This is a genomic window from Methylobacterium indicum (assembly GCF_001043895.1).
Taxonomy (GTDB): Bacteria; Pseudomonadota; Alphaproteobacteria; order Rhizobiales; family Beijerinckiaceae; genus Methylobacterium; species Methylobacterium indicum.
The window spans coordinates 1-24,831 of record NZ_JTHF01000166.1 but is presented as its reverse complement, the minus strand read 5'-3'; the positions used below and the strand labels follow the sequence as shown (position 1 = coordinate 24,831).

The following is a 24,831-nucleotide window of genomic DNA, read 5'->3' as shown; positions in this document are numbered from 1 at the left end:
AAGAGCCTTCTGCTCGGTTCGGCCGCTGGCCTGACCGTCGTTGCTGCTGCGCACGCTGCCGATCTGCCGATCAAGAAGGCCGCGCCCGTCGAGTACGTCCGCGTCTGCTCCACGCACGGCGCCGGCTTCTTCTACATCCCGGGTACCGACACCTGCCTGCGCGTCTCGGGTCGCGCCCGGTTCCAGGCCACCTACCTGCAGGCCTACAGCCGCTCCGGCGACCTGACCGGCTACCAGGGCCTCGGCCGCCTCAACCTCGACGCCCGCACCTCGACCGCCTACGGCACCCTGCGCGCCTTCGTGCGTATGGACCTGTCCTACGGCAGCGGTCCGTTCCTCGCCTCCGGCACCGCGCGTCTGGGCGGCACCGGCTTCCCGGCGCTGGGCGTCGACACCTTCGGTCGCGTCACCAACGGCGTGAACCTCGACAAGGCCTTCATCCAGTTCGCCGGCTTCACCGCTGGTCGCGCGGCCTCGTTCTTCGACTTCTACGCCCACGACCTCGAGTTCATCGGCTCGTCGCTCGGCTCCGACAACTCCTCGACCAACCTGCTCGCCTACACGGCGACCTTCGGTCAGGGCTTCTCGGCGACCCTGTCGATGGAAGACCCGATCCTGCGCAAGACCCCGATCTACGGCAGCGCCAGCGGCGGCTCGACCTTCACGGGCTTCCAGGTGTTCCAGCCGGGCGCCGGCAACTTCACCCCGGTCATCGGCACCAACGCCCTCGGCCAGCCGATCATCGCCGACTACGACGTCGTCCAGCGCAACCGCATGCCCGACTTCGTCGGCGCGCTCCGCTACGACGCCGCCTGGGGTTCGGCTCAGGTCTCGGCCCTCGTGCACGAGATCAACGCCGCCAACGCCTCCGGCGTGCGCAGCATCGCCGGCGTCTCGACCGTCGGCGCCGTCGCTCCCCGTCCGGCCACCGAATACGGCTGGGCCATCCAGGGCGGCCTGAAGCTCAACATGCCGTTCATCGCCCCGGGCGACCTGCTCTACCTGCAGGGCTCCTACGGCGAGGGCACGACCCGCACCACCGGCTACAACATGTGGCTGGGCAGCTACACCAACTTCGCGTCGCTCGCCACCGGCACCACCTTCGGCACCTCGCTCGTCGACGCCGTGGTCGATCCGCTGACCGGCAAGCTCGATCTGTCGACGTCCTGGACCGTCACCGCGGCCTACCTGCACTACTGGGCCCCCGAGTGGCGCTCGGCCGTGTTCGGCAGCTACGGCGAGATGTCCTACGGCAAGGCCAGCCGCGCGAATCTCGGCTTCGTGAACCAGCTCGCCGGCTTCACCACCGGTCCGCTCCCGAGCCCGTTCGCTCCGGGCTTCGCCTTCACGAACCAGCTGCGCGACACCAACCAGATCGTCGCGGGCGCCAGCCTGATCTGGTCGCCGGTGCGTGACCTCGACATCGGCATCGAGGGCAACTACGCCCGCCTCGCCCTGCAGAACGGCCGCGCCATCGACCAGAACAAGGCGCCCGGCGTCTCCGCCGCTTCGATCGTCAACGTCGTGAACGGCCAGCCGGTCATCGCCGGTGGCGGCGTGCTGCCGACCACCAACGCGACGGACACGTTCCAGATCCGCATGCGCGTCCAGCGCGACTTCTAAGATCGTTCTTAGTCGAAAATCGGGGGCTCCGGCGCAAGCCGGGGCCCTTTTTTCGTGATCGACTGCGGCAACAAGAAAAAAGGCGCACTCGATGAGTGCGCCTTGCAGGTGCCCTGGGTCTCGAAACTCAGGATTTTCAATGTATGACAGGCATCGAAGTCGATTTCAACTATCGAATGCGAATTTGATTGGGGAGCCAAATAAAAACGGCTCCCTCCGTCCCATCGACAAGATCCCCGGCGCGACCGGCGCACCGAGCCCTGCGGCCATGCCGGACGATCCGACGCCCGGCCCCCGGCCCCCGGAACCTCAGGCCTTCTGCTCCTTCAGGCGACGGACGCATCGGCTGTAATATTGCGGCCAGCGCGGCCCCTGTGCCGCCTTCTCGGCCGGGGGGAGGGCGCGCCATTCGGCGCCGCATTTGCGCTGGCGCTCCCGGGCGGCGAGGGCCCGGATGCCGGGCTCGCGGCGCGGCGCGGCGCCGGCGTCCGGGCCGGCCTGGGCGACGGCGATCGCGGGGGCGGCGACGATCAGGGCCGCCAGGGCGGCGCGCAGGACGGGACGGATCATGGTCGGACTCACCGGGCGGTCTCGCGGAGGGCAGGGCGCGGACCGGGAGCGGTGCCGCATCGCCGAGACTGCCACAATCTGACGCAAGGGCAAGTCGCCTCCGGGCGCGGCGCGGCGCGGCCGCGCCGGGATCGGCCGGGACCGAAAACACCGTTGCAAGACCCCCGGTTGAGACAACCTTCACCCTGTACAGGGCGGGCGCGGCCCTGTTTACCTGACGGGGAAGCCCGATGCGCGACGGACGTACCCCGTCCCCGCCGTGCGAGAAGGACCAGCCGCATGTCGGCCGTGACGACGCCGCCGATCGACCTCTACTACTGGACGACGCCGAACGGCTGGAAAGCCTCGATCATGCTCGAGGAATGCGGCCTGCCCTACCGGATGATCCCGATCAACATCGGCAAGGGCGCCCAGACCGCGCCCGAGTTCCTGGCCGTGGCCCCGCTCGGCAAGATCCCGGTCATCGTCGACCCGGACGGGCCCGGCGGCGCGCCGATCACGGTGTTCGAATCGAACGCGATCCTGCAGTACCTCGCCCGCAAGGCCGGACTGTTCTACCCCGCCGAGGAGCGGGCCCGGATCGCCGTCGACATCTGGCTCTACTGGCAGGCCGCGAATTTCGGGCCGACCCTGGGCCAGACCCACCATTTCCGCATCTACGCGTCGGACAAGATCCCGTACGCGATCGACCGATTCACCGCGGCGACGACGAAGCTCTACGCGACGCTCGACGCCCAGCTCGGCCGCCACGCCCACGTCGCCGGCGAGGATTACACCATCGCCGACATCGCGATCCTGCCCTGGGCCAAGATGTGGGAGCGCCAGGGCCAGGACATCGCCGAATTTCCGAATGTCGGCGCCTGGCTCGACCGGATGAAGGCCCGCCCGGCGGTCCAGCGCGGCTTCCGGCTCAAGCCGGACGCCGAGGAGGCGCCGGGCGCGGCGTCCCGCGGCTGAGCCGCGGGGCGCCGCGCTCGCGTGGGGGCCTTCCTACTCCGCGGGCTTTGCCGCGGGCTTCGCCTTGGCGGGGGCCGGCGCGACCTGAGCGAACTCGTCCGGGGCCTTGGTCCAGGTCTGCGAGCCGCACAGGATCTTCAGCATGCAGCCCGAGATCGCCAGCTCGCTCGCGCTCTCGCGGCTGACCGAGACGTCGTAGATCTTGCCTTCCTCGGCGTTGTAGATCTGGCCCTTGTAGCCGCCATCCTCGGGCTTCAGCCCGTCCATCAGGGTGAGGCCGATCACCGGGCGGCTGCGCTTCTTCGGGTCGGGATTCTTGATGTCGGTGCGGGGCTGTCCCTGCTCGTTGAGGGGCGTCTTCAGCCACACCACCTTGCCGCAGGCATGGGCCGCACCGGGACCGCACTTCTCGATCTTGATCTTGGCCCGGCCGTCCTCGGTGAGCCAGGTGCCCGACGGGTCGCCCGCGGCGGCCGCGGCGGTGACGCCGGCCGAGAGGAGCGAGACGGCGAGGGTCGGGATCAGGATCGAGCGCATGCAGGAAGCTCCTGGCTGTCCGCCGCGGGCCATCCCCCCGGAGGGAGCGCGCGCGACGGGAGGGGCGAGGGACGCCGCCGCGGGCGAACCGGGCAGCGTGGCCGAAAGGTCACGTTGAAGCCAGGATGCCGGGGGTTTGGGGCGATTTTTCGACCGCGTTGCGGCAAAGCCGCAGCGCGCGGTGCACCCGCGCCGCCTTCCGTGCTTGAGGGGCGCCGGGCCCGCCGCTATAAGCCCGGCGCCGGGCGTCCGCATGGCCCCGGCGCGCGGGCGCTCGCGCCCGGCTCCGCCGGACCCTCAGGTCCGGTGCCGCGCGGCCTCCCACCGCCCCCGCCACCGCTTTTCTTCTGAACGGACCGTTCCCATGGCCACCGAGCGCACCTTCTCCATCCTGAAGCCCGACGCCACCGCCCGGAACCTCACCGGCGCGGTCAACGCCGTGATCGAGGAGGCGGGCCTGCGCATCGTCGCCCAGCGCCGCATCCGCATGTCCGACGCCCAGGCCAAGAAGTTCTACGAGGTCCATGCCGAGCGTCCGTTCTACGGCGAGCTCGTCGAGTTCATGACCTCGGGCCCGGTCGTGGTCCAGGTGCTCGAGGGCGAGAACGCCGTCGCCAAGTACCGTGAGGTCATGGGCGCCACCAACCCGGCCCAGGCCGCCGAGGGCACCATCCGCCAGAAATTCGCGAAGTCGGTCGGCGAGAACACCGTCCACGGCTCCGACAGCCTCGAGAACGCCGGCATCGAGATCAAGCAGTTCTTCGACGACAAGGACATCGTCGGCTGACCGGTTTCCCCGCCCGGGAAACACCGATAGGTTGAGGGCCCTCGCCGCAAGGCGGGGGCTTTTTTTCATGGGGAGCGAGCAGGTGACGGCGCAGCCACGGATCGAGCGGACGACCTCCACCTGCCCGCACGACTGCCCGTCGGTCTGCGCTCTCGAGGTCGAGGTGATCGACGGCGCGACCATCGGCCGGGTGCGCGGCAACCCGCGCCACAGCTACACGGCGGGCGTCGTCTGCGCCAAGGTCGCCCGCTACGCCGAGCGCATCCACCATCCCGACCGGCTGACGCAGCCTCTCATCCGCACCGGGCCCAAGGGCTCGGGGCAGTTCGCCCCGATCGGCTGGGACGAGGCGCTCGATCGCGTGGCGGCAGAATTCCGCGAGGCGGAGGCCGCGCACGGGCCGGAAGCGGTCTGGCCCTACTACTATGCCGGCACGATGGGGCTGGTGATGCGCGACGGCATCAACCGCCTGCGCCACGCCAAGGGCTATTCCGGCCAGTTCTCGACCATCTGCACCACGCTCGCCTGGTCGGGCTACATCGCCGGCACCGGCCGCCTCGCCGGGGTCGATCCGCGGGAGATCGCCGAGAGCGACTGCGTGGTGATCTGGGGCACCAACCCGGTGCACACCCAGGTCAACCTGATGACCCACGTCCAGGCCGCCCGGAAGAACCGCGGTGCCAAGGTCGTCGTCGTCGACATCTACGACAACCCGACCATGAAGCAGGCCGACCTCGCCCTGCTCCTGCGGCCGGGCACCGACGGGGCGCTGGCCTGCGCGGTGATGCACGTGCTGTTCCGGGATGGGCTGGCCGACCGCGCCTACATGGCCCGCTACACCGACTGCCCGGAGGAGCTGGAAGCCCACCTGAAGACCCGCGACCCCGCATGGGCCGCCGCGATCACCGGCCTGACCGTCGAGGAGATCGAGCGTTTCGCCCACCTCGTGGGGACGACGAAGAACACCTTCTTCCGCCTCGGCTACGGCTTCGCCCGCAGCCGCAACGGCGCCGCCAACATGCATGCGGCGCTCTGCATCCCGGCGGTGACGGGGGCCTGGCAGCATCGCGGCGGCGGCGCCTTCCACTCGAACAGCGGCGTGTTCGGCCTCGACAAGCGCCTGATCGAGGGGCTGGACGTCGTCCGCCCCGGCACCCGGATGCTCGACCAGTCGCAGATTGGCCGGGTGCTCACCGGCGACCCGGAGGCGCTGCGCCACGGCCCGCCGGTGACCGCGATGCTGATCCAGAACACCAACCCGGTCTCGGTCGCCCCCGAGCAGGAGCTGGTGAAGCGGGGCTTTGCCCGCGAGGACCTGTTCGTCTGCGTCCACGAGCAGTTCATGACCGAGACCGCCCGGATGGCCGATCTCGTCCTGCCGGCCACGATGTTCCTGGAGCACGACGACCTCTATACCGGCGGCGGCCAGCAGCACATCCAGCTCGGCTTGAAGCGCATCGCGCCGCCCGCGCTCTGCCGCTCGAACCACGAGGTGATCGTGGGCCTCGCCGAGCGGCTCGGCGCCGAGCATCCGGGCTTCGCGATGAGCCCGCGCGAACTGGTCGACGCGACGCTGAAGGCCTCGCGCCGCGGCAGCCTGGCCGAGATGGAGGAGGACGGCTTCCTCGACGTGCAGCCCACTTACGAGCGCGCCCATTTCCTCGACGGCTTCGCCTATCCCGACCGGCGCTTCCGCTTCAAGCCGGACTGGACCAGTGTGCCGGTGGCCAAGGATGGCCCGCGCGGGCCGGCCCTGCCGCCGCTCCCCGACCATTGGGAGGCGCCGCTGATGAGCGCGACGGAGGCCCATCCGTTCCGCCTCGCCACCAGCCCGGCGCGCAACTTCCTCAATTCGAGCTTCACCGAGACCCCGACCTCGCTCGCCAAGGAGCGCCACCCGACGGTGATGATCCACCCGGAGGATGCCGGTCCGCTCGGGATCGGGGAGGGGGCCTGGGTGCGGCTCTCGAACGAGCGCGGCGCCGTCACCCTGCGGGCGACGCTGTTTGCAGGCCTGCGCCGCGGCGTGCTGATCGCCGAGTCGATCTGGCCGAACGATGCCTACCCGGACGGGCGCGGCATCAACACCCTCACCGGGGCCGATGCGGCCGCCCCCTTCGGCGGCGCCGCCTTCCACGACAACCACGTCGCGATCGCGGTGCTGCCGCAGTAGCGCACGCTCGGCGTTTCGCGCCCCGGTGTGGCCCGCCCGCCCTTGTGCGGGCGGGGAGTTTCGGAGTCCAACGGTCGAGCTTGACGACAAGCAGCCCAACGGACCTCTTCTCCCATGCGTCTCCGCACCCTTCTCGCCGCCGGCTTCCTCGCGCTCGGCGCTACCGCGGCTCTCGCCGGCGCGTCCTCGTCGCAGCTCGAGGCCTACCAGCCCGACCCGGCCCTGCGCACCGCGCCCAAGGCGGATCTCGAGAGCCGGGTGCGCCGCGCCTGCACGGTCGTCCAGGCCCGGCTGCAGAGCACTGCCGAGGCCGGCTTCGAGCGCCCCTGCGGCTGCTACGCCAAGACCACCCTGCGCTCGCTCGACGCCTCCGAGATCGAGGCCTACCGGGCCACCGGCTACTTCAACGAGTCGGCCCGCGCCAAGGCGCTCGACGCCATCGACGCCTGCAAGCTGCAGCGCCCGGTCTGAGCGGAACGCCGGCGATCGGCGATTGCCTCCCATGACGCCGTCCCGGGGCCGCGACAGCGGCGCCCGGGATGCCGGATTCCTGATCCGGCCCGTCGCGTGACCCGAGCCCGGACGACTACAGCCGCGCCCGGGCGCTCCGCGGCGTCGCGAGCAGCAGATGCGTCTCCGAGGTCGTCACGCCCGGCACCAGGCGCACCCGGCGCAGCATCTCGTCGAGTTCCGGCAGGCTGCCGGCCGACACCTCCACGATGATGTCCCAGCGGCCGACCGTGGTGTGGACGGACGTGATCTCGGCGAATCCCTTGAGGGCGTCGATCACGTCGCCGGCCCGGCGCCCCTCGACCGCGATCAGGGTGATCGCCCGCACCGCCGCCGGCTGGGCATCCGCCCGCAGGACCACCGTGTAGCCGATGATCTCGCCCTCGCGTTCGAGCCGGTCGATCCGCGCCCGCACGGTGGCGCGCGAGACCTTCAGCAGCACCGCCAGTTCCGAGACCGGCCGCCGGCAATCGTGCCGCAACAGGGTGACCAGGGCCTGATCGAGATCGTCCATTCCGCCACTCTGCGCGACGTGGCTTCTCAGAATGCGCGATCGGCCTGAAAAATCGACCAACTTCCCGTGTTCGGAGTGACGCATCCCTTTGGTACCGTCGAGGTGGTTCGACGGTTCGGGGAGGCGAGCGGATGGGTCTGAGGAATCTGGATCGGTGCGTCCTGGTCGGGGCGCCGGTGCAGTCGGGCACGGACCGGCTCGGCTGCGACATGGGGCCGAGTGCCTACCGGGCGGCGGGCCTGCCGCAGGCGCTGCGCGACCTCGGCCTCCCGGTCGAGGATGCCGGGACCGTCGTCCCGAAGCCCTTCGACGCGCCGGCGCATCCGAACCGGGCGATCCATCACCTCGCCGAGACCGCGGGTTGGACCCTGGCCCTCGCCGAGGCCGCCTTCCGGGTCAGCGACGCGGCCCGCCCGATCTTTCTGGGCGGCGACCACAGCCTCTCGGCCGGCACCGTGGCGGGCATGGCGCTCCGGGCGAAGGCCGAGGGGCGCCCGCTCTTCCTGCTCTGGCTCGACGCCCATGCCGACCTCCACACCCTCGACACCACGACGAGCGGCAACCTGCACGGCGTGCCGCTGGCCTACCTCACCGGGCGGCCGGGTTTTGCCGGCTATTTCCCGGCCCTCGACGCCGCCCTCGATCCGGCCAGGATCTGCATGGTCGGCCTGCGCAGCGTCGACCTGGCGGAGCGGGCGGCCCTGACGGGCAGCGGCGCCCGGGTGCACGACATGCGCGACATCGACGAGACCGGGATCGTCGCCCCCTTGCGCGACTTCCTGGGCGACGTCGCGGCGGCGGAGGGCCTGCTCCACGTCAGCCTCGACGTCGACTTCCTCGATCCCGGCATCGCGCCCGGCGTCGGCACCACGGTCCCGGGCGGAGCCACCTTCCGGGAGGCCCACCTGATCATGGAGCTGCTGCACGATTCCGGCCTGGTGCGCAGCCTCGACCTCGTGGAGCTCAACCCCTTCCTCGACGAGCGCGGCCGCACCGCCCGGCTGATGACCGACCTCGCCGCCAGCCTCTTCGGCCGGCGCATCCTCGACCGCCCGACCCGGAGCTTCTAGATGACCGCGCTCAACGTCGTCCCCTTCGTCAGCGTCGACAACATGATGCGCCTCGTCCACGCGGTCGGCATCGAGGCGCTGCTGGTCCGCCTCGCCGCGGCCATCGCCGAGGATTTTTCGCGGTGGGAGGCGTTTCACAAGACGCCCCGGATCGCCGCCCACAGCGCCGAGGGCGTGATCGAGCTGATGCCGACGAGCGACGGCACCACCTACGGCTTCAAGTACGTCAACGGCCACCCGAAGAACGCCGCCGACGGGCGCCAGACCGTCACCGCCTTCGGCGTCCTGGCCGATGTCGGCAGCGGCTACCCGGTGCTCGTGACCGAGATGACGCTGCTCACGGCCCTGCGCACCGCCGCCACCTCGGCGCTCGCCGCGCGACACCTCGCCCGGCCGGGCTCGCAGACCATGGCGCTGATCGGCAACGGCGCCCAGGCGGAGTTCCAGGCCCTGGCCTTCCGGGCGCTCCTCGGCATCGAGGCGCTACGCCTCCACGACATCGACCCGGCGGCGACCGAGAAGTGCCGGCGCAATCTCGCCCGGTTCGGCTTCGCGATCACGGCCTGCGCCAGCACGGCGGACGCGGTACGGGGCGCCGACATCGTCACGACGGTCACGGCGGACAAGCGCAATGCCGTGATCCTCGGCGACAACCTCGTCGGGGAGGGGATGCACGTCAACGCCGTCGGCGGCGATTGCCCGGGCAAGACCGAGCTGGCGCCGGAGATCCTGCGCCGGGCCGGGATCTTCGTCGAATACGAGCCCCAGACCCGGATCGAGGGCGAGATCCAGCAATTGGCTCCGGACTACCCGGTGACCGAGCTGTGGCGGGTCCTGTCCGGGCAGGCGCCCGGGCGCCGGGATGCGCGCGAGGTCACGGTGTTCGACTCGGTCGGCTTCGCGATCGAGGATTTTTCCGCCCTGCGCACGGTACGCGCCCTGCTCGCCGAGCGGCCCTTCTACGAGAACCTCGACCTCCTGGCCGACCCGGACGATCCGCGCGACCTCTTCGGCATGCTGCTGCGGGCGGGCCCGCCGCGCCTCGCGGCTTGAACCGCCGAGGCGGCCGACGCGGCCGAAGCGGCCGAAGCGGCCGCCACGAATACTCCGCTGGACTGTGCGATCGGGCGGGCGTCCGAGCCGGGGATTGTCGGCCGCCTGGGCCCGGAACGCGCCGGCAAGGCCGTGGTCGGGCCGGGCGCCCGGATGGACGCAGCCGCGGCCGGGAGAACGGCAGTATCGCGAAGTCCGGGTCTCGTAGTTGACGCCGCCCCACAGCCTGCCCCGAAGAGCAGATCCGCCCTGTTCCCGCGCCGCCGCGGTCCCGTCATGCACAGGCCTTCCTTGGAGAAATTACCTACGCAGTTGCCGCGGAGGCGACGCAAGGCCTTGAAGTCGATCCACTTTCCAGAACCGCTTTGGTAAACGACTCCTCAAGTATCCGTTCGTGTCTATCGACACGTTTCGGCACATCTGGCATCTCAAGACTGCGAACGGGACGCGACAGCAATCCCGGACCAGAGGATGGCCACGATGAAGACGCTCGACCTCAAGACCCTCGGCACCATCGCTGGCGGCACGATCTGTGCCCCCGTCTGCGCCCCGGCCTGCCCGCCCCCGGCTCCGGTCTGCCCGCCGGCTCCGAGCTGCGGCAGCACCAAGTCCAAGAAGGGCTGCTGAAGACGGGCTGCCGAGGACAACCCCCACGACGTCTTCTCGGCGAACCTGCGGCGTCCCACTCACCCGATAGTCCTTGGAGGAACACCATGAAGAAGCTCGATCTCAAGACCCTCGGCACCGTCGCCGGCGGCACCCTCGGCGTTTCGGTCGGCGTCGGCGTCTCGATCGGCTGCGCGCCGGCCTGCCCCCCGGCCCCGACCTGCGGCAGCACCAAGTCCAAGAAGGGCTGCTGAGCCAGGGCTGCCGAGCCGGACGCGGTTCCTCGCTCCGGCGACGTGGTTTCCCACAACCAGAACACCATCAGGAGAGACATCATGAAGAAGCTCGACCTCAAGACCCTCGGCACCGTCGCTGGCGGCACCCTCTGCGTCGGCGTGGGCGTCGGCGTCTCGATCGGTTGCGCCCCGGCCTGCCCCCCGGCCCCGACCTGCGGCAGCACCAAGTCCAAGAAGGGCTGCTGATCTAGGGCTGCTGAGCCGGGTCGACCGAACGGGGATGTGCGGGGCGCGCCGGCAGAAGGAGAGTTGCATCCGATGACCACCGCCCCGACCATCCCCTGGACCTACGCCCGCCTCGCGGGCCTGCCGCTGGTGTGGCGCCGGCGGGTGCTCAAGTCGGTCCTGGCGGCGCGCGGCCTCGTCGCCCGCCTCCGGGGCCGGAACGACGAGGCCGGCTTCGCCGCGACCTTCGAGAGCGTGCTGCGCCTGCCGCGCCGCGAGGCCCTGCGCCTCTCGCGACAGGCCGCCCGGCACGACGTGGCCGCCGAGATCGAGTGGTGCGCCCTGCACCGGCGCCCGATCGCCGCCATCCGGCGCGACATCGCCCGGGTCACGGTGAGCGACCCGGCGGTGATGGAGCGGGTCGCCGCGACCAACCGGCCGGTGATCCTCGCTCCCCTCCACATGGGCGCCTACGTGGTCGGGCTCGCCGCCCTGATGCTGCGCCACTTCCCCGGCCGGCCGATGCTGGTGCTGCGCCAGCGCGACGACATGGCGATGGAGACGGAGGTCATCGAACGCCTGCGCGAGGTCGATGTCGACGTCCGCTTCCTGAATGTCGGCAACCGGTCCGATTTCCTGTCGGCGATCCGCTTCGCCCAGAAGGGCGCGGTGATCGTGGTGTTCTGCGACCTCGACCCGTCCTACGGCGCGCCGGCCGAGATGCCGATGTTCGGCCGGCCCTTCCGCTTCGCCTTCGGCACCGACACCCTGGCGCGCCTCACCGGTGCCACCGTGGTGCCGCTCGCCACCACCATGGACGACGACGGCGACACCGTGACCTTCGGGCGGCCCTTCGAGGTGCGCGGTCAGGGGCCCGAGGAGCGGGCGACGGTGGCCGACATCATGCGCCGTCACCTCCAGGCCGCGATCGCGGCCCGGCCGGAACAGTGGCACCTCTGGCCGATGCTTGCCGATTATTTACCCTCGTCTGAGACGGTGCAGGACACCCTTCCGGTGCGCGGAGGGGCGCCGCACGACCTCGCGGCGTAAAGGCCTCGCGAGCGGACGATCGATGAGCGAACCCGCGGCGCCTCCCCCCGCGGAGGCCAGTTTCCGGCGCCGGCGGCTCAGCGGCGCCGTCCATCTCCAGCACGACCGCGGCAGCGTCTGGATGGCCTGGTTCTTCGGCGCCATCATCGTGGTGATCGTCGCCAGCCTCTTTCTCGGCCGCCTCGCCCGCTCGGAGGCGGTGCGCGGCTACGTCTCGGCGGCCTCGGGCCTCACCCGCCTCGACGCCCAGGCCGCCGGCATCGTCCGCGAGATCACCGTCAAGCAGGGCGACACCGTGCGGCGCGGCGAGCGCCTGATGCAGGTGCAGCTGCGCGAGCAGACGACGGGCGGCGTCTCCACCGTCGGGGCCACGCTGCGCAGCCTCCAGGAGCGCCGCACCGGGCTCGCCGCCGAGGAGGCGCGCCTCTCGGCCTATCTCGATTCGACCCGCGGCGACCGCGACGAGACCGAACGCAACGTCACGGCGGTGCTCCGCGCCCTCGACGAGCAGGAGCGCACCCTCAAGGAGGGGCTCAAGCAGCAGGAGGAGATGGTCGCCCGCGTCGAGGCCTACCTGCGCCAAGGCTACGCCACCCGCGAGACCCTCAACGGCCAGCGCCGCGCCGCCCTCGACTACGCCCGCCAGATCGCCGAATTGCGCGCCCGCCGGGCCGAGCTGCGGCAGAGCACCTCCGAGCGCCTGCGGGCGCAGCGCACCGGCGACACCGAGAAGGCGGCCCAGCTGGCCACGACCCGCAACGAGCTGAGCGCCATCGAGGCGCAGATCACCGCGCTCGGCGCCCAGTCGCGCATCGACGTGGTGGCGCCCACCGACGGGCAGGTCGCCGGCCTCTACGTCCAGCCCGGCGATTCGGTGACCGCCGACCAGGTCGTGGCGATCCTCGGCGACACGAGGGCCGACCCGCTCGTCGTGCTCGAGGTGCCGGCCCGCGCCATCGGGCTCGCCAAGGTCGGCCAGGAGGTCGTGCTGAAATACGACGCCTTCCCGTTCAAGACCTTCGGCATCGCCAGGGGCACGATCGCGGTGATCTCCGGCACGCCGTTGCGCAACCCGATGCTCGCCTCCGCCGAGGACGGCACCGGCGACGCGGCCGCCGCGGCGGCGCGCCAATCCGTCTACCGGGTCGAGGTGCGGCCCGACTCGCGCACCATGCGCGCCTACGGGATCGACGAGCCGATCCGCATCGGCTCGACGCTGTCGGCCGACATCGTGGTCGAGCGGCGCCGGCTGATCGACTGGATGCTCGATCCGATCCGGGCGATGCGCGGGCGAGGATGATGAGCCAGGGGATGATCCGATGACCGACTGGCTCAAGCGCGCGCTCAGCCCGCGCCGGCGGGTGCGCTCGATCCTCCAGAACGAGGCCAACGAGTGCGGGCTCGCGGCGCTCGCGATGGTGGCGAACTACCACCGCCACGACATCGACCTCGCCTATCTGCGGGCGCTGTTTCCGCTCTCGCGCAACGGCATGACGCTCGCCAGCATCGTGCAGCTCGCCGACAGCCTCGACCTCGACGCCAGCGGCTACGCTCTCGACGGCGTGACCGAGCTGGAGCAGGTGGCCTTGCCGGCGATCCTGCACTGGCGCGGCAACCACTTCGTGGTGCTGGAGAAGATCTCTCGCGGGAAGTACCACATCCAGGACCCCGAATTCGGCCTGCGCATCTACGAGCGCGCCGACATGGAGCGCCTGTTTGCCGGCGTGGTGCTCGAATTCGCCCCCCGGATGGACTTTCGCGCCATCAAGGTCGGCGACCGGCTCAAGCTGTTCGACATCCTGCGCAGCGCCCGGGGCCTCGGCGGCACCGTGTGGCAGATCACGCTGGTCTCGGTGGCGATCTCGCTCTTAGGCCTTACGACCCCGGTGCTGCTCCAGATCGCGCTCGACGTGGTGATCCCGCAGGTCGACCTCGACCTGATGCAGATGCTGGCCGCCGGCCTCGTGCTGATGATGCTGTTCGAGGCGTTCGGGCAGTGGCTGCGCGGCTACATCGCGTTGCGCGCCTCGACGCTGCTCCAGCTCCAGTTCACCCGCAACGTCGTCGGCCACGCCCTGCGGCTGCCCCTGAGCTACTTCGAGCTGCGCCATCCGGGCGACTTCGTCACCCGCATCCAGTCGATCGACACGATCCGCAACTTCATGGTCGGGGGGCTCGTCACGTCGTTTGCCGATATCGGCACGTCGTTCCTGCTCGTCGGGCTGATGTACTATTACTCGCCCGCCATGGCGTCGATCACGCTGGCGACGCTCGCCGCCGTGCTGGCGATGCGCTTCGTCACCTTCCCGACGCTCGACCGCGCCACCGCCGGCTCGCTCGAAGCCCGCTCGCAGGAGCAGGCGAGCCTGATCGACGGCTTGCAGCGCATCGGCAGCCTCAAGGCGCATAACAGCACCGAACTCTTCGCCATGAACTGGTTCGAGAGTTTTGCGCGCTTCGCCAACCTCGACTTCCGGGCGAAGAAGGCCGGGCTCGACGCCGAGTTCCTGATGCACGTCGTCATCGCGGTCAGCACCGTGGCGACGCTGTATCTCGGCATCACCGGCGTCATCAAGAACACGCTGACGATCGGCACGCTCTACGCCTTCATCGCCTTGCGCACCGACTTCTTCGACCGGGTCAACCACCTGACCTCGAGCCTGCTGCAGCTCGCCGCCCTCAAGGTCCACGTCGCCCGCCTCGACGACGTGATCGGCCAGGCGCCGGAGGAGGGCCTGCACGAGGCGACCTTCCACCGGGCGATCCGCAAGGAGGTGCGGATCGAGGACGTGACGATCCAGTTCGGCCGCGGCGACGAGCCGATCCTGACCGGCGCCTCGCTGTCCATCGATGTCGGCCGCTGCGAGACCATCGCGATCGTCGGCGCGTCGGGCTCCGGCAAGTCCTCGCTGATGCGGGTGCTGGCCAGCCTGACCGAGCCGGCCGCCGGCGCGGTCACGGTGGACGGGGTCGCGCTCGGCCAGTTCGGCAAGCGCGAGTACCGGTCCAACCTCGGCGTCGTCTTCGCCGATGACGGCCTGTTTGCCGGCACCGTCGCCGACAACCTCTCGCTGTTCGACCCCGCCGTGTCCCATGCCGAGATGGAGGCGGCCCTGGTCCGGGTCGGCTTGCGCGACGAGGTCGAGCGGCTGCCGCAGGGCTACGCCACCCACGTCTCGGAGGAGGGCAGCGTGCTCTCGACCGGCCAGCGCCGGCGCCTGCTGCTCGCCCGCGCCCTCTGCCGCCGGCCGCGGCTGCTGCTCCTCGACGAGGTGACGGCGAACCTCGACCCCGCCACCGAGACGGCGCTGGTCGAGAGCCTGAAGGGCGTGAAGGCCGCCAAGGTCTTCATCACCCACAGCGAGCGGCTGCTCGATCAGGTCGACCGGGTGTTTCGCATCGAGAACGGCCGGCTGACCGAGGACCCGCGCCCACCGGCGAAGCCCGGGCCGATGACGGAGGCGGCGTGAGGGGTGGACGGTTCAAGGCATGGTATTTGAATCGCCCTCACCAGGATCAAAACATCATGTCCTTCAGAATCCGTGGAAGCAGAGACTAAATCCAGAGCCGCTGATAACATAGGGTAAGCGCGGGACAAAAGTCGCTATGCGGGAGCTTCTCAGCGCGGATGGAAATCGCGCAGATCAACTACCAGATCTTATCAGCATACCATTTTGGAGATTGGCTTTTTGTCACTTATCAGCATGCCGAAATTCGTCGCCTAAGAAATCTTACGCAGATCGAAAGGCTTGATAGGCGGGAAATATATACAGTCGATAGCGTCGAACACGACATCGAATACGCTGTCGGCGTTGCGAGCATAAGCCAGCGCAGCCTCACGCCGATCGTTCCTTACCTGCGTACCCAGCGTGCAGTGAGGCCTCCACGTCCCAGGACGATAATGCAGCCGACAAGACATAGGATCGATGGTGGCGTGAACGGCTTCGTGGATCTTCCGCAGGACCACGCTAGGACGGGGCGAAGCCCATAGAACCATCGGCGGCCCCTCAAAGCTGCGAATGGCGTCAAAGGTCAGTGTCATCGCGCCGATGTTTCTGGTGGCTTCATCGAGCGCCCTCCGAACCTCATTTTCTCCCACCACATCACCTTCGTAGATGGCGAGGGTAACGTGGGGCGGATAGCCGAGGAGAGCCATCGAGGGTCGATCCTCGAACTGCTGAACAACATCCCACAGCGCACGAACGATGTCCGCACTCGGATGGTCGCTCCGAAGTGAAATCGCGAACCCCATGCCCCAACCCCCGCGTCTGCCGCTTCTCATCTACCGGAGGGCAGCGTCGCACCCCGAGCGGCCTTTCGCCCATGGCGTTCCGACATGCGTCACGCTTACTAGAGCATTTTCCGACGAAGTGGATGCCGGTTCGTCGAAGAAAATGCGGCAAAACAAAGACTTAGAGAGCTTCACGATTGCAACGCGATCGTGAAGCGCTCTAGGTTTTGACTCTCACTCGTCAGCGACTATCCACCTCCGTCCGCGACAGCCTCAGAATCGGTGCCGGACGCGGCCTGAACTCCGGCACCTCACTTCCGCGCAGGGCCAGTGCCATATCAATGGGTGTCGCCACGAGCGACCGGCGCAGGGCCGGCGGCGGCGGAGGGGCGAGGGACTCGAACCGCGCGCCGGGACCGCCCGGCGCGGCGTCGAGAAGGGCGGCGGCCGCGGCGAGTTGCAGCGACTGGCTGTCGCGCTCGTTCAGGACGATCTCCGCGGCCACCTCGGCATTGGCGAGCTCGCCCCGGATGTTCAGTTCGTCGAGGACGGTGCGGAACCCCGCCGTCCGCTCGATCGAAAAGCCCCGCATCGTCTCGCGCAGCTCGCGGATGCGGGCGACGAGCTGCGTGTACTGCTCGGCGGTGGCCTGGCGGCGCGCGAAGGCGATGCGGGCCGAGGTGAGGGTCGCGAGCTCCTTGTCCTGCGCCTCGTAGCCGCGCTGGCGGGCGAAGGCCGAGGCCTCGCCGATGCGCGGCAGGGTGCCGGGTTCGTAGATCGGCACGGTCGCCACGATCCGGGTCGTGGTGTCGGTGATCCGGTCGAGGACCGGACTGTAGCCGAGCTGCCCGATCTTGGAGAATTGCAGGTTGACCTTGGGCAGGAGGTCGGCGACCGCCGCCTTGGCCTGGTAGCCCGCGGCCTCCGCCTCGAGCTGGAACGCCGCGATGTCGGGATTGGCCCGGCGCACCAGATCGGCGAAGGCATCGGCGGTGCGCGGCAGCCCGTCGGGGAGGCGCGGCGGGCGCATCCGCTCCGGTGCCATCCGGGTCAGGCGGGTGAATTCGAGCCGCGAGGCGGTGAGGTCGGCCTGGGCGCGCAGCCGCAGAGCCTCGGCCTCCTGCACCCGCGAGCGGGCGAGCGCCGTGTCGGTGCGGGTGGCGTCGTTGAGCTCGAACTGCTTGTCGGTGAAGGCGGCGATGCGCTGGATGGCGGCGAGCTGGGCCTCGCGGGCGGCGAGGATGCGGGTGTCGCGCAGGACCGCGATATAGGCCAGCGCGGTGTCGAGCAGCACCTGCTGGCGCCGGCCGATCAGCAGCATCCGGCCCGATTCGGCCAGCGTGCGGGCCGACTGGAAGCTGTGCCAGCGCCGGAACCCGTCGAAGAGCGGCAGGCTCGCGGTGATCCCGACGACGCTCGGCGCGCGCCGCGGGGTCGCGTCGAGCCCGACCACCGGCGGGGCGGCATCGGGCGAATAGGTGATGCGGCTGCGCAGCGGGCGGTCGGCCGTGAAGGCGACCGAGGGCATGAAGGCGTCGATGGCGCCGCGCAGGCGCTCCTCGGCGCCGTCCTGGCGCGCGCGCTCGGCCCGCAGCACGAAGCTCGATTCGAGTGCGGCGGCGGAGGCCTCCTCCAGGCTCTGCCCCCGGGCAGCACCGGGTGAGCCCGCCAGGATCGCGAGGATGCAAGCCAGCCTCCCAACCCTCGCGCGCCGCACCGGCATCGGATCTCCGACAGTGAGTGAAACCGGGAACCAGGCTCGGCGACCGTCCTTCGCGCGGTTGCTTTCTTCATCGCGCAACAGGGTAAATGAAGCCTTACCCACGAGTGCCGAGACTTACCGGCTGTGGCTGCGCAGGGCACTAATAGCGAATGCATCGGAACGATCAACCTTTGATCTGAATATAAAGATGTTATTTGCATCTAAAAATGAGCCATTATCGCAATTATTTTTTATAATAATTCAATCGATAATCAAAAAATCGTCACTATATGCGATCGCAGCTTGTCATCCGGCATCCGCAGGACTGTCCGGGGAGAGGAATAGCGCGTCCACCCCCTCCCGTGTGGGAGAGGGGATCTCGCGCTTGATTCTTAAAGGGATTTTCCCCGGACAGCCTTGCCGCGTGCGGGGAGAGGGGAAAATCCAGCGCTGTTCCTTTCACCGAACAACTCCCCGGCGGAGGGGTGCGCCTCGTCAGCCTCCGCCTCCGGCTCGCGCCCCGGAGCCGGCACGCCGCCGAGCGGTCCGACGGCGATCGAGCGCAACAGCGTCGCCCGGGCGGTGCGCAGATGGGCCCGGCAGGTCTGGTCGATCAGGCGCAGGTCGCGGGAGCGCAGCGCATCGATATAGTCGAGGTGCTCGAGCAGGGCGACACGGTGGCGCTCCTTCTCGTCCGACTTGTCCCACTGGTAGTGGTAGTGGAAGACGATCGAGATCACGTCGTAGAAATCGCGGATGAAGCGGTTGCGCGACGCGTCGTGGATCAGGCGGTGCAGGCGCTCGTCGAGGCGCGAGAAATCGCGGTAGCGCGCGTCGATCTCGGCGAGAAGCGCCCGGTGCTCGCCCGCGATGGCGTCGAGCTCGGCCCAGGCCGGCGCGTCCGGCGCCAGCTCGACGAAGCGCCGGGCCGAGCGCAATTCGAACATCTCGCGGATCTCGTAGATCTCGGCGGCGAAGTCCGGCGTCACCCCGGCGAAGATCCAGCCGCTGTTCTCGCGCCGCTTGAGCAGCCCGACCTGGCTGAACCGGGTCAGGTATTCCCGCACCGCCGTGGTCGAGGTGCCGAACAGGCGGGCCAGCTCGGCGGTGTTGACCGTCTGGCCAGGGCGGCAATCGCCCTGGAGCACCCATTGCATGAACTTGCGCTCGACGGCCTCCGCCACCGTCTCGGTCTCGATGTCGGGAAAATAGTCGTCCGGGACCGGATGGCGCAGGAGGCAGCGGCGGCCGCCCTCCGTCCCGACGAGGCCCGCCCCCGCGAGCCCGGAGAGCACGGCCCGCACCGTGGTGCGGCTCACCTCCAGGGACTCGGACAGGTCGGCTTCCGACACCCCCCAGGCCCCGGGCGGCCGGGCCGCCAGCATCGCCAGGCACCGGTTGTAGGCCCGCTTGTGGACCGTGTTCGCCCGCATCCCACCCCTCCGGAGAGCCGTCAATGCAGCACGGCCGCGCGAGCGCGTCCATCGACCCCCGAACCGGATCTTTGCACATAAAAAACCGTTTGACAGCGCCTGATCGCCGGTTCTTTATGCACGATAATACATAAGACCCATCCGGTGAGGACCCGCCCTTGGCCCAGTTCGGCAGCATCTCCGCCTGCGCGGTCGTCCGCGCATGAGCGCCGCCCGCTCGACCCGGCGCGTGGTCCAGTTCGGGACCAGCCGCTTCCTCCAGGCCCATGCCGACCTGTTCATCCACGAGGCGCGCGAGGCGGGCCAGGATGTCGGGCCGGTGACCGTGGTGCAGACCTCGGGGGACGCCGCCCGGGCCGGGCGCGTCGCGGCCTTCGGGGCCCCCGGCGGCTACCCGGTGATCATCCGCGGCATCGCGGACGGCGTCCCGGTCGAGCGGCAGATTACCGTCACCAGCATCGATCGCGGCCTGTCGGCGGCGACCGACTGGGACGCCGTGACCGCCCTCGTCGTCGAGGAGGCCGACATCCTCCTCTCGAATACCGGCGATACCGGCTACGCGATCCCCGCCTCCGACCGCGGCGGCGCCTGGGTCGCGGCGCATCCGCCGGCCTCGTTCCCGGGCAAGCTCGCCCAGCTCCTCCACCGCCGCTGGCGGGCGGGCGGACGCCCGCTGACGGTGCTGCCCTGCGAGCTGATCCACCGCAACGGGCAGGTGCTGCAAGGCCTCGTCCTCGATCTCGCCGCCGAGGCCGGCCTGCCGGCGGCCTTTTCCGCCTGGCTGCGCGAGGGTGCGACCTTCACCGACACGCTGGTCGACCGCATCGTCTCCGAGCCAATCGAGCCGGTCGGCGCCGTCGCCGAACCCTACGCCATCTGGGCGATCGAGCGCCGACCGGGCCTCCTGGTGCCGTGCGAGCACCCCTGCATCGTGCTCGCCGACGACCTCGAACCCTACGAGCGGCTGAAGATCCACATCCTCAACCTCGGCCACACCTTCCTCGCCGAGATCTGGCAGCGCGAGGGCCGCCCGGCCGGTGAGACCGTGCGCGAGATCCTGGCCGATCCGGCGGTGCGGGCGCGGCTCGACGCGCTCTACCGCGACGAGGTGGTGCCGGGATTTTCCGCCCGCGGGATGGAGGCGCAGGCCCGCGACTATGTGGCGGCCACCCTCGACCGCTTCCTCAACCCGTATCTGAACCACCGCATCGCCGACATCGCCCAGAACCACGTCCAGAAGGTCGAGCGCCGGGTCGACGCCTTCCTGGCCTGGGTCGGGGAGACCGGCGCCGACTTGCCGGCGCCGGTGCTCCGGGCGCTCGCCGCCGCCTATCCGACAGCGCCCGCGGCATGACCTACCAGTTCGATTTCGCCGCCCTGCTGCCGTACTGGCGCGAGTTCGCCGCCGGCGTCTGGCTGACGCTCCAGCTCTCGGCGGTGGCGACGGTTCTGGGCTTCATCGGTGGCGCGCTCTGCGCCATCGCGCGGGCGGACGGGCCGCCCTGGCTCAAGCGCCTCGTCGGCGCCTATGTCGAGGTGATCCGCAACACGCCGCTGCTGGTCCAGATCTTCCTCGTCTATTTCGGCATCGCGGTGCTGGGCCTGCGGGTCGACGCCAACGTCGCGGCGGTGCTGGCGCTCGTCGTCAACGTGGTCGCCTATACCTGCGAGATCATGCGCGCCGGGATCGAGAGCATCCACAAGGCGCAGGTCGAGGCCGGGGAATGCCTGGGGCTCAACCGCCGCCAGATCTACTGGCACGTCGTGCTCCGCCCGGCGATCGAGCGGGTCTACCCGGCGCTCGTCAGCCAGTACGTTCTGCTGATGCTCGCCTCCTCGATCTGCTCGCAGATCTCGGCCGAGGAGCTGACGGCGGTAGCGAACCGCATCCAGTCCGACACCTTCCGCAGCTTCGAGACCTACATCGTCGTCGGCCTCGTCTACCTCGCCCTGTCCTTCGTCGTCCGCTGGGCCTTCTGGGGCTTCGGCCTCCTCGTCTTCACCCGCCGGCGCAAGCTCGGCACGGCGCTCTAGCGGGGAGGGGACCCATGCCCACTTTCGGACCCCAGCACCTCTGGTTCCTGCTCCAGGCCGCCGGCTGGACGCTGGCGCTCTCAGGCATCGCCTTCATCGGCGGCGGCCTCCTCGGCTTCGGCGTGGCGCTGGCGCGCATCTCGCCGAACCGGGTCGTGCGCGGGCTCGCCTCGGCCTACGTCCAGGTGGTCCAGGGCACGCCGCTCCTGATCCTCCTGTTCATGATCTATTTCGGCCTCGCCATCGCGGGCTTCGATCAGCTGCCGGCCCTGATCGCGGCCGGCGCAGGCCTGACGATCTACGCCTCCGGCTTCCTCGGCGAGATCTGGCGCGGCTGCATCGAGGCGGTGCCGAAGACCCAGTGGGAGGCGGCCGAATGCCTGGCCCTGTCGCCCTGGCAGCGGCTGACCCGGGTCGTGCTGCCCCAGGCGATGCGGCTTGCCACCGCGCCGACGGTCGGGTTCCTGGTCCAGATCGTCAAGAACACCTCGCTCGCCTCGGTGGTCGGCTTCGTGGAATTGTCGCAGGCCGGCAAGCTCATCAACAACTCGATCTTCCAGCCCTTCATCATCTTTGTGACCGTGGCGCTGTTCTACTTCGCCATCTGCTATCCGCTGTCGGCCTGGAGCCGCGGGCTGGAGAGGAGGCTCAATGTCGGCCGTCGTTAAGCTTGCCAACGTCCACAAGAGCTTCGGCCCGCTGAAGGTGCTGGACGGCGTCTCGTTCGAGGTCGGCCGCGGCGAGGTGGTGGCGCTGATCGGCCAGTCCGGCTCGGGCAAGTCCACCGCGCTCCGCTGCATCAACGCCCTCGAGACGATCGAGGAGGGGGCGATCGAGGTCTGCGGCCACGCGATCCACGCGCCCACCCTCGACAAGCGGGCCCTGCGGCTCTCGGTCGGCATCGTCTTCCAGAGCTACAACCTCTTCCCGCACCTGACCGCGCTCCAGAACATCATGCTGGCGCCGACCTGCGTGAAGGGCGTCTCCCGCAAGGATGCGCGCGACCTCGCGATGGACTGCCTGACCCGGGTCGGCCTCGCCGAGAAGGCCGAGCACTATCCCGAGCAGCTGTCGGGCGGGCAGCAGCAGCGCGTCGCCATCGCCCGGTCGCTCGCCATGCAGCCGCAGGTGATGCTGTTCGACGAGGTCACCTCGGCGCTCGACCCGCAGCTGACCTCGGAGGTGCTGCGCGTCATGGAGGATCTGGCCCGCGGCGGCATGACCATGATCCTCGTCACCCACGAGATGGGCTTTGCCCGCCGGGTCGCCGGCACCGTCATCTACATGCGCCAGGGCCGGGTCTGGGAGACCCTGGCCGGGCGCGACCTCGACCACCCACGCACGCCCGAATTGCGCGACTTCGTCGGCAGCGGGCTGTAAGAATCAAGGAGATTTGGGGATGAAGCGCAGGACCTTCCTGGCCGGCGGCCTCGCGGCCGCCTCGACCCTGGCGATGCCGGCCCTCGCCGACACGCTCGACACGATCAAGAGCCGCAAGAAGCTGCTCGTCGCCCTCGATCTCGGCTCGCCGCCCTTCGGCATGACCGATGCCGCGATGCAGCCGACCGGCTCGGACGTCGAGACCGCGCGGCTGCTCGCCGCCGACTGGGAGCTGCCGCTCGAGATCGTGCAGGTGACGAGCCCGAACCGGGTGCCGTTCCTGCTCACCGGCAAGGCCGACATGGTCATCGCCTCGTTCAGCGTGAACGAGGAGCGCCAGAAGGTGATCGACTTCTCGGACCCCTACGGGGTGATCCAGGCGGTGATCGCCGGGCCGAAGGACCGCGAGGTCAAGGACTACGCGGCCGTCGTCGGCAAGCGCCTCGGCACCACCCGCGGCAGCACCAACGACAAGGAGGCGACCGCGCGCGCCCAGGGCGCCCAGATGGTGCGCTACGACGACGACGCCACGCTGATCACCGCGATGGTCTCGGGCCAGGTCGACATGGTGGCAACCTCGCCGCAGGTCATGAACACCGCCAATGCCCGCAAGCCCCCGGCGCCGTTCGAGACCAAGATCGTGATGCGGACGTTTCCGTACGCGATCGGCATCCGCAAGGGCGAGACCAAGCTCCAGGCCGCGCTCAACGAGTGGGTGCACAAGAACCTGCGCAACGGCAAGCTCAACACGATCTACAAGACCTATCACGGCAGCGACCTGCCGCCGGAGATGCTGGCGTAGCCAGGATAAGGCGCATGATTGCTCCTCTCCCCGCGGGCGGGGAGAGGGCCGCGACGACCTTGTCGTCGGCGCGGCAAGCCCGCAGGGCGAGGGTGAGGGGGTGTTTCCGGAGGGGCCTCACTCGTCGAGACCCCCTCACCCTCGCTCCGGCTGCGCCTGCGCTCGCTTCACCCCCGACGAGGGGGGTGAAGCCCTCTCCCCGCCCGCGGGGAGAGGAGATTACCCGCGCCTCATCGTCTCACCACCACCCCTCTCTCAATCGATTCTCTCGAAAGACCTCCCACCATGAAGGTGCTCCTCTGCGACGAGCCGGGCCGGCTGCGGCTGACCGAGCGGCCGGAGCCGGTCCCGGCCGAGGGCGAGGCGCTGGTGCGCATCCGCCGGGTCGGGATCTGCGGCACGGATTTCCACATCTACCAGGGCAAGCACCCGTTCCTGCAATATCCGCGGGTGATGGGCCACGAGCTCTCCGGCACGATCGAGCGGGCGCCGGCCGGCAGCGGGCTCGTGGCGGGCCAGAACTGCTACGTGGTCCCGTACCTGTCCTGCGGACATTGCGTCGCCTGCCGCAAGGGCGTGACCAATGCCTGCCAGAACATCTCCGTGCTCGGCGTCCACTGCGACGGCGGCATGGCCGAGCTGATCAGCGTGCCGGCGCGGAACGTGGTGCCGGTGGGCGATACCCCCCTCGACGACGCCGCGATGATCGAGTTTTTGGCGATCGGCGCGCACGGCGTGAAGCGCGGCGGCATCGCGGCGGACGATCGCGTGCTGGTGGTCGGCTCCGGCCCGATCGGCATGTCGGCGGTGATCTTCGCCAAGGCGCGGGGCGCCCACGTCACGGTCATGGACCTGCGCGAGGACCGGCTCGCCTTCACGCAAAGCGCGCTCGGCGCCGACGCGCTGCTCCTCGCCAATGACGAGGCCGAGGCGAAGGCGGGCGCCGCCACCTCCGGCGACTACTACGATTGCGTGATCGACTGCACCGGCAACCGCGCCGCGATGCAGCGCGGCTTCGGCTTCGTCGGCCATGGCGGGCGCTACGTGCTGGTGAGCGTGGTGCGCGACGACATCGTGTTCTCGGATCCCGAATTCCACAAGCGCGAGACCACGCTGTTCGCCAGCCGCAACGCCCAACCCGACGACTTCGCCGAGGTGGTGCGCCAGATGCAGGCCGGCCGCGTGCCGACCCGGGCGCTGCGCACCCATCGCGGCGCGCTCGCCGACGGGCCCGAGCTGTTTCGCGACTGGCTGCGGCCGGAGGCGGGGGTGATCAAGGCGATTCTGGAACTCTGAGCAAACCGCACCGGAGGGGCCTTTCCATCCCGCCTGCGACCT

Annotated in this window: 24 protein-coding genes and 1 pseudogene; 19 read left to right on the top strand and 6 right to left on the bottom strand. The window is 69.7% G+C overall.

What is annotated here, in order from left to right:
- Positions 1-1,623 (top strand): porin (locus QR78_RS19640; RefSeq protein ID WP_048429257.1); only part of this gene is annotated, 1,623 nt, incomplete at its 5' end.
- 309 nt (positions 1,624-1,932) lie between these two features.
- Here QR78_RS19640 and QR78_RS19635 read toward each other — a convergent pair.
- Positions 1,933-2,193 (bottom strand): hypothetical protein, encoded by a 261-nt coding sequence (locus QR78_RS19635; RefSeq protein WP_048429256.1) that lies wholly within the window; start codon positions 2,191-2,193, stop codon positions 1,933-1,935.
- A gap of 279 nt (positions 2,194-2,472) precedes the next feature.
- On the opposite strand from QR78_RS19635, the gene QR78_RS19630 reads away from it, so the two are divergent.
- Complete coding sequence (locus QR78_RS19630) at positions 2,473-3,150, top strand: glutathione S-transferase family protein (protein ID WP_048429255.1); 678 nt, start codon at positions 2,473-2,475, stop codon at positions 3,148-3,150.
- Positions 3,151-3,183: 33 nt separating this feature from the next.
- On the opposite strand, the gene QR78_RS19625 is transcribed toward QR78_RS19630, so the two are convergent.
- Entirely contained in the window at positions 3,184-3,687 is a 504-nt protein-coding gene (locus QR78_RS19625; protein ID WP_048429254.1) for a DUF2147 domain-containing protein, read from the bottom strand.
- Positions 3,688-4,051: 364 nt separating this feature from the next.
- Between QR78_RS19625 and ndk the strand changes: the two genes are divergently transcribed.
- From ndk to QR78_RS19610, 3 genes are all read left to right on the top strand, one after another.
- Positions 4,052-4,474, top strand: coding sequence for a nucleoside-diphosphate kinase (gene ndk / locus QR78_RS19620; protein WP_048429253.1), 423 nt, complete (start codon positions 4,052-4,054; stop codon positions 4,472-4,474).
- A gap of 82 nt (positions 4,475-4,556) precedes the next feature.
- Entirely contained in the window at positions 4,557-6,647 is a 2,091-nt protein-coding gene (locus tag QR78_RS19615; protein WP_048429260.1) for a molybdopterin-dependent oxidoreductase, read from the top strand.
- Positions 6,648-6,761: 114 nt separating this feature from the next.
- On the top strand, positions 6,762-7,118 hold the full coding sequence (locus QR78_RS19610) for a hypothetical protein (RefSeq protein ID WP_048429252.1): 357 nt from the start codon (positions 6,762-6,764) through the stop codon (positions 7,116-7,118).
- 115 nt (positions 7,119-7,233) lie between these two features.
- On the opposite strand, the gene QR78_RS19605 is transcribed toward QR78_RS19610, so the two are convergent.
- Positions 7,234-7,671, bottom strand: coding sequence for an Lrp/AsnC family transcriptional regulator (locus QR78_RS19605; protein WP_048429251.1), 438 nt, complete (start codon positions 7,669-7,671; stop codon positions 7,234-7,236).
- Positions 7,672-7,802: 131 nt separating this feature from the next.
- Between QR78_RS19605 and rocF the strand changes: the two genes are divergently transcribed.
- The 8 genes from rocF (at position 7,803) to QR78_RS19575 (ending at position 15,381) form a co-directional block, all read left to right on the top strand.
- Positions 7,803-8,741, top strand: a complete 939-nt coding sequence (rocF, locus tag QR78_RS19600; protein WP_048429250.1) for an arginase — start codon at positions 7,803-7,805, stop codon at positions 8,739-8,741.
- Complete coding sequence (locus QR78_RS19595) at positions 8,742-9,794, top strand: ornithine cyclodeaminase (protein ID WP_048429249.1); 1,053 nt, start codon at positions 8,742-8,744, stop codon at positions 9,792-9,794.
- Positions 9,795-10,274: 480 nt separating this feature from the next.
- On the top strand, positions 10,275-10,421 hold the full coding sequence (locus QR78_RS35025) for a hypothetical protein (protein ID WP_158004057.1): 147 nt from the start codon (positions 10,275-10,277) through the stop codon (positions 10,419-10,421).
- Positions 10,422-10,507: 86 nt separating this feature from the next.
- Positions 10,508-10,654: a hypothetical protein gene (locus tag QR78_RS35020; protein WP_158004056.1), complete on the top strand. Its 147-nt coding sequence runs from the start codon at positions 10,508-10,510 to the stop codon at positions 10,652-10,654.
- A gap of 81 nt (positions 10,655-10,735) precedes the next feature.
- Positions 10,736-10,882, top strand: a complete 147-nt coding sequence (locus tag QR78_RS35015; protein WP_158004055.1) for a hypothetical protein — start codon at positions 10,736-10,738, stop codon at positions 10,880-10,882.
- Between the two features lie 72 nt (positions 10,883-10,954).
- Positions 10,955-11,911: a lysophospholipid acyltransferase family protein gene (locus tag QR78_RS19585; RefSeq protein ID WP_048429247.1), complete on the top strand. Its 957-nt coding sequence runs from the start codon at positions 10,955-10,957 to the stop codon at positions 11,909-11,911.
- Between the two features lie 22 nt (positions 11,912-11,933).
- Complete coding sequence (locus tag QR78_RS19580; RefSeq protein ID WP_048429246.1) at positions 11,934-13,211, top strand: HlyD family secretion protein; 1,278 nt, start codon at positions 11,934-11,936, stop codon at positions 13,209-13,211.
- 19 nt (positions 13,212-13,230) lie between these two features.
- The gene (locus QR78_RS19575) at positions 13,231-15,381 is read left to right on the top strand and encodes a peptidase domain-containing ABC transporter (RefSeq protein WP_048429245.1); all 2,151 of its coding nucleotides are present in this window, start codon (positions 13,231-13,233) and stop codon (positions 15,379-15,381) included.
- A 251-nt stretch (positions 15,382-15,632) separates the two neighbouring features.
- On the opposite strand, the gene QR78_RS33030 is transcribed toward QR78_RS19575, so the two are convergent.
- The 3 genes and pseudogenes from QR78_RS33030 to QR78_RS19565 form a co-directional block, all read right to left on the bottom strand.
- Positions 15,633-16,163: a 2'-5' RNA ligase family protein gene (locus QR78_RS33030; protein WP_342029892.1), complete on the bottom strand. Its 531-nt coding sequence runs from the start codon at positions 16,161-16,163 to the stop codon at positions 15,633-15,635.
- 220 nt (positions 16,164-16,383) lie between these two features.
- On the bottom strand, positions 16,384-17,865 hold the full coding sequence (locus tag QR78_RS19570; RefSeq protein ID WP_053220991.1) for a TolC family protein: 1,482 nt from the start codon (positions 17,863-17,865) through the stop codon (positions 16,384-16,386).
- 530 nt (positions 17,866-18,395) lie between these two features.
- Positions 18,396-19,277: pseudogene (locus QR78_RS19565) on the bottom strand (GntR family transcriptional regulator); the annotation flags it as partial.
- 202 nt (positions 19,278-19,479) lie between these two features.
- Between QR78_RS19565 and QR78_RS19560 the strand changes: the two are divergent.
- From QR78_RS19560 to QR78_RS19535, 6 genes are all read left to right on the top strand, one after another.
- The gene (locus QR78_RS19560) at positions 19,480-20,631 is read left to right on the top strand and encodes a mannitol dehydrogenase family protein (RefSeq protein WP_048429244.1); all 1,152 of its coding nucleotides are present in this window, start codon (positions 19,480-19,482) and stop codon (positions 20,629-20,631) included.
- Complete coding sequence (locus tag QR78_RS19555; protein WP_048429243.1) at positions 20,628-21,311, top strand: amino acid ABC transporter permease; 684 nt, start codon at positions 20,628-20,630, stop codon at positions 21,309-21,311. Before QR78_RS19560 ends, QR78_RS19555 begins: the two co-directional genes overlap by 4 nt.
- Positions 21,312-21,325: 14 nt before the next feature.
- Positions 21,326-21,979 carry an amino acid ABC transporter permease gene (locus tag QR78_RS19550; protein ID WP_048429242.1) on the top strand — a complete coding sequence of 218 codons (654 nt, stop codon included), beginning with the start codon at positions 21,326-21,328 and terminating at the stop codon, positions 21,977-21,979.
- Positions 21,963-22,691: an amino acid ABC transporter ATP-binding protein gene (locus QR78_RS19545; protein ID WP_048429241.1), complete on the top strand. Its 729-nt coding sequence runs from the start codon at positions 21,963-21,965 to the stop codon at positions 22,689-22,691. The genes QR78_RS19550 and QR78_RS19545 overlap by 17 nt, the downstream gene beginning before the upstream one ends.
- Before the next feature lie 19 nt (positions 22,692-22,710).
- Positions 22,711-23,493 (top strand): transporter substrate-binding domain-containing protein, encoded by a 783-nt coding sequence (locus tag QR78_RS19540; protein ID WP_048429240.1) that lies wholly within the window; start codon positions 22,711-22,713, stop codon positions 23,491-23,493.
- 285 nt (positions 23,494-23,778) lie between these two features.
- Complete coding sequence (locus QR78_RS19535) at positions 23,779-24,789, top strand: zinc-binding alcohol dehydrogenase family protein (protein ID WP_048429239.1); 1,011 nt, start codon at positions 23,779-23,781, stop codon at positions 24,787-24,789.
- Positions 24,790-24,831 lie beyond the last annotated feature (42 nt).

Coding starts and splice junctions, on each gene's coding strand:
- QR78_RS19580 (WP_048429246.1), top strand. CDS start 11,934: ATGAGCGAACCCGCGGCGCCTCCCCCCGCGGAGGCCAGTTTCCGGCGC.
- QR78_RS35025 (WP_158004057.1), top strand. CDS start 10,275: ATGAAGACGCTCGACCTCAAGACCCTCGGCACCATCGCTGGCGGCACG.
- QR78_RS19605 (WP_048429251.1), bottom strand. CDS start 7,671: ATGGACGATCTCGATCAGGCCCTGGTCACCCTGTTGCGGCACGATTGC.
- QR78_RS19625 (WP_048429254.1), bottom strand. CDS start 3,687: ATGCGCTCGATCCTGATCCCGACCCTCGCCGTCTCGCTCCTCTCGGCC.
- QR78_RS19550 (WP_048429242.1), top strand. CDS start 21,326: ATGCCCACTTTCGGACCCCAGCACCTCTGGTTCCTGCTCCAGGCCGCC.
- QR78_RS33030 (WP_342029892.1), bottom strand. CDS start 16,163: ATGGGGTTCGCGATTTCACTTCGGAGCGACCATCCGAGTGCGGACATC.
- QR78_RS19585 (WP_048429247.1), top strand. CDS start 10,955: ATGACCACCGCCCCGACCATCCCCTGGACCTACGCCCGCCTCGCGGGC.
- QR78_RS19575 (WP_048429245.1), top strand. CDS start 13,231: ATGACCGACTGGCTCAAGCGCGCGCTCAGCCCGCGCCGGCGGGTGCGC.
- ndk (WP_048429253.1), top strand. CDS start 4,052: ATGGCCACCGAGCGCACCTTCTCCATCCTGAAGCCCGACGCCACCGCC.
- QR78_RS19540 (WP_048429240.1), top strand. CDS start 22,711: ATGAAGCGCAGGACCTTCCTGGCCGGCGGCCTCGCGGCCGCCTCGACC.
- QR78_RS19635 (WP_048429256.1), bottom strand. CDS start 2,193: ATGATCCGTCCCGTCCTGCGCGCCGCCCTGGCGGCCCTGATCGTCGCC.
- QR78_RS35015 (WP_158004055.1), top strand. CDS start 10,736: ATGAAGAAGCTCGACCTCAAGACCCTCGGCACCGTCGCTGGCGGCACC.
- QR78_RS19545 (WP_048429241.1), top strand. CDS start 21,963: ATGTCGGCCGTCGTTAAGCTTGCCAACGTCCACAAGAGCTTCGGCCCG.
- QR78_RS35020 (WP_158004056.1), top strand. CDS start 10,508: ATGAAGAAGCTCGATCTCAAGACCCTCGGCACCGTCGCCGGCGGCACC.
- QR78_RS19570 (WP_053220991.1), bottom strand. CDS start 17,865: ATGCCGGTGCGGCGCGCGAGGGTTGGGAGGCTGGCTTGCATCCTCGCG.
- QR78_RS19630 (WP_048429255.1), top strand. CDS start 2,473: ATGTCGGCCGTGACGACGCCGCCGATCGACCTCTACTACTGGACGACG.
- rocF (WP_048429250.1), top strand. CDS start 7,803: ATGGGTCTGAGGAATCTGGATCGGTGCGTCCTGGTCGGGGCGCCGGTG.
- QR78_RS19610 (WP_048429252.1), top strand. CDS start 6,762: ATGCGTCTCCGCACCCTTCTCGCCGCCGGCTTCCTCGCGCTCGGCGCT.
- QR78_RS19555 (WP_048429243.1), top strand. CDS start 20,628: ATGACCTACCAGTTCGATTTCGCCGCCCTGCTGCCGTACTGGCGCGAG.
- QR78_RS19535 (WP_048429239.1), top strand. CDS start 23,779: ATGAAGGTGCTCCTCTGCGACGAGCCGGGCCGGCTGCGGCTGACCGAG.
- QR78_RS19595 (WP_048429249.1), top strand. CDS start 8,742: ATGACCGCGCTCAACGTCGTCCCCTTCGTCAGCGTCGACAACATGATG.
- QR78_RS19560 (WP_048429244.1), top strand. CDS start 19,480: ATGAGCGCCGCCCGCTCGACCCGGCGCGTGGTCCAGTTCGGGACCAGC.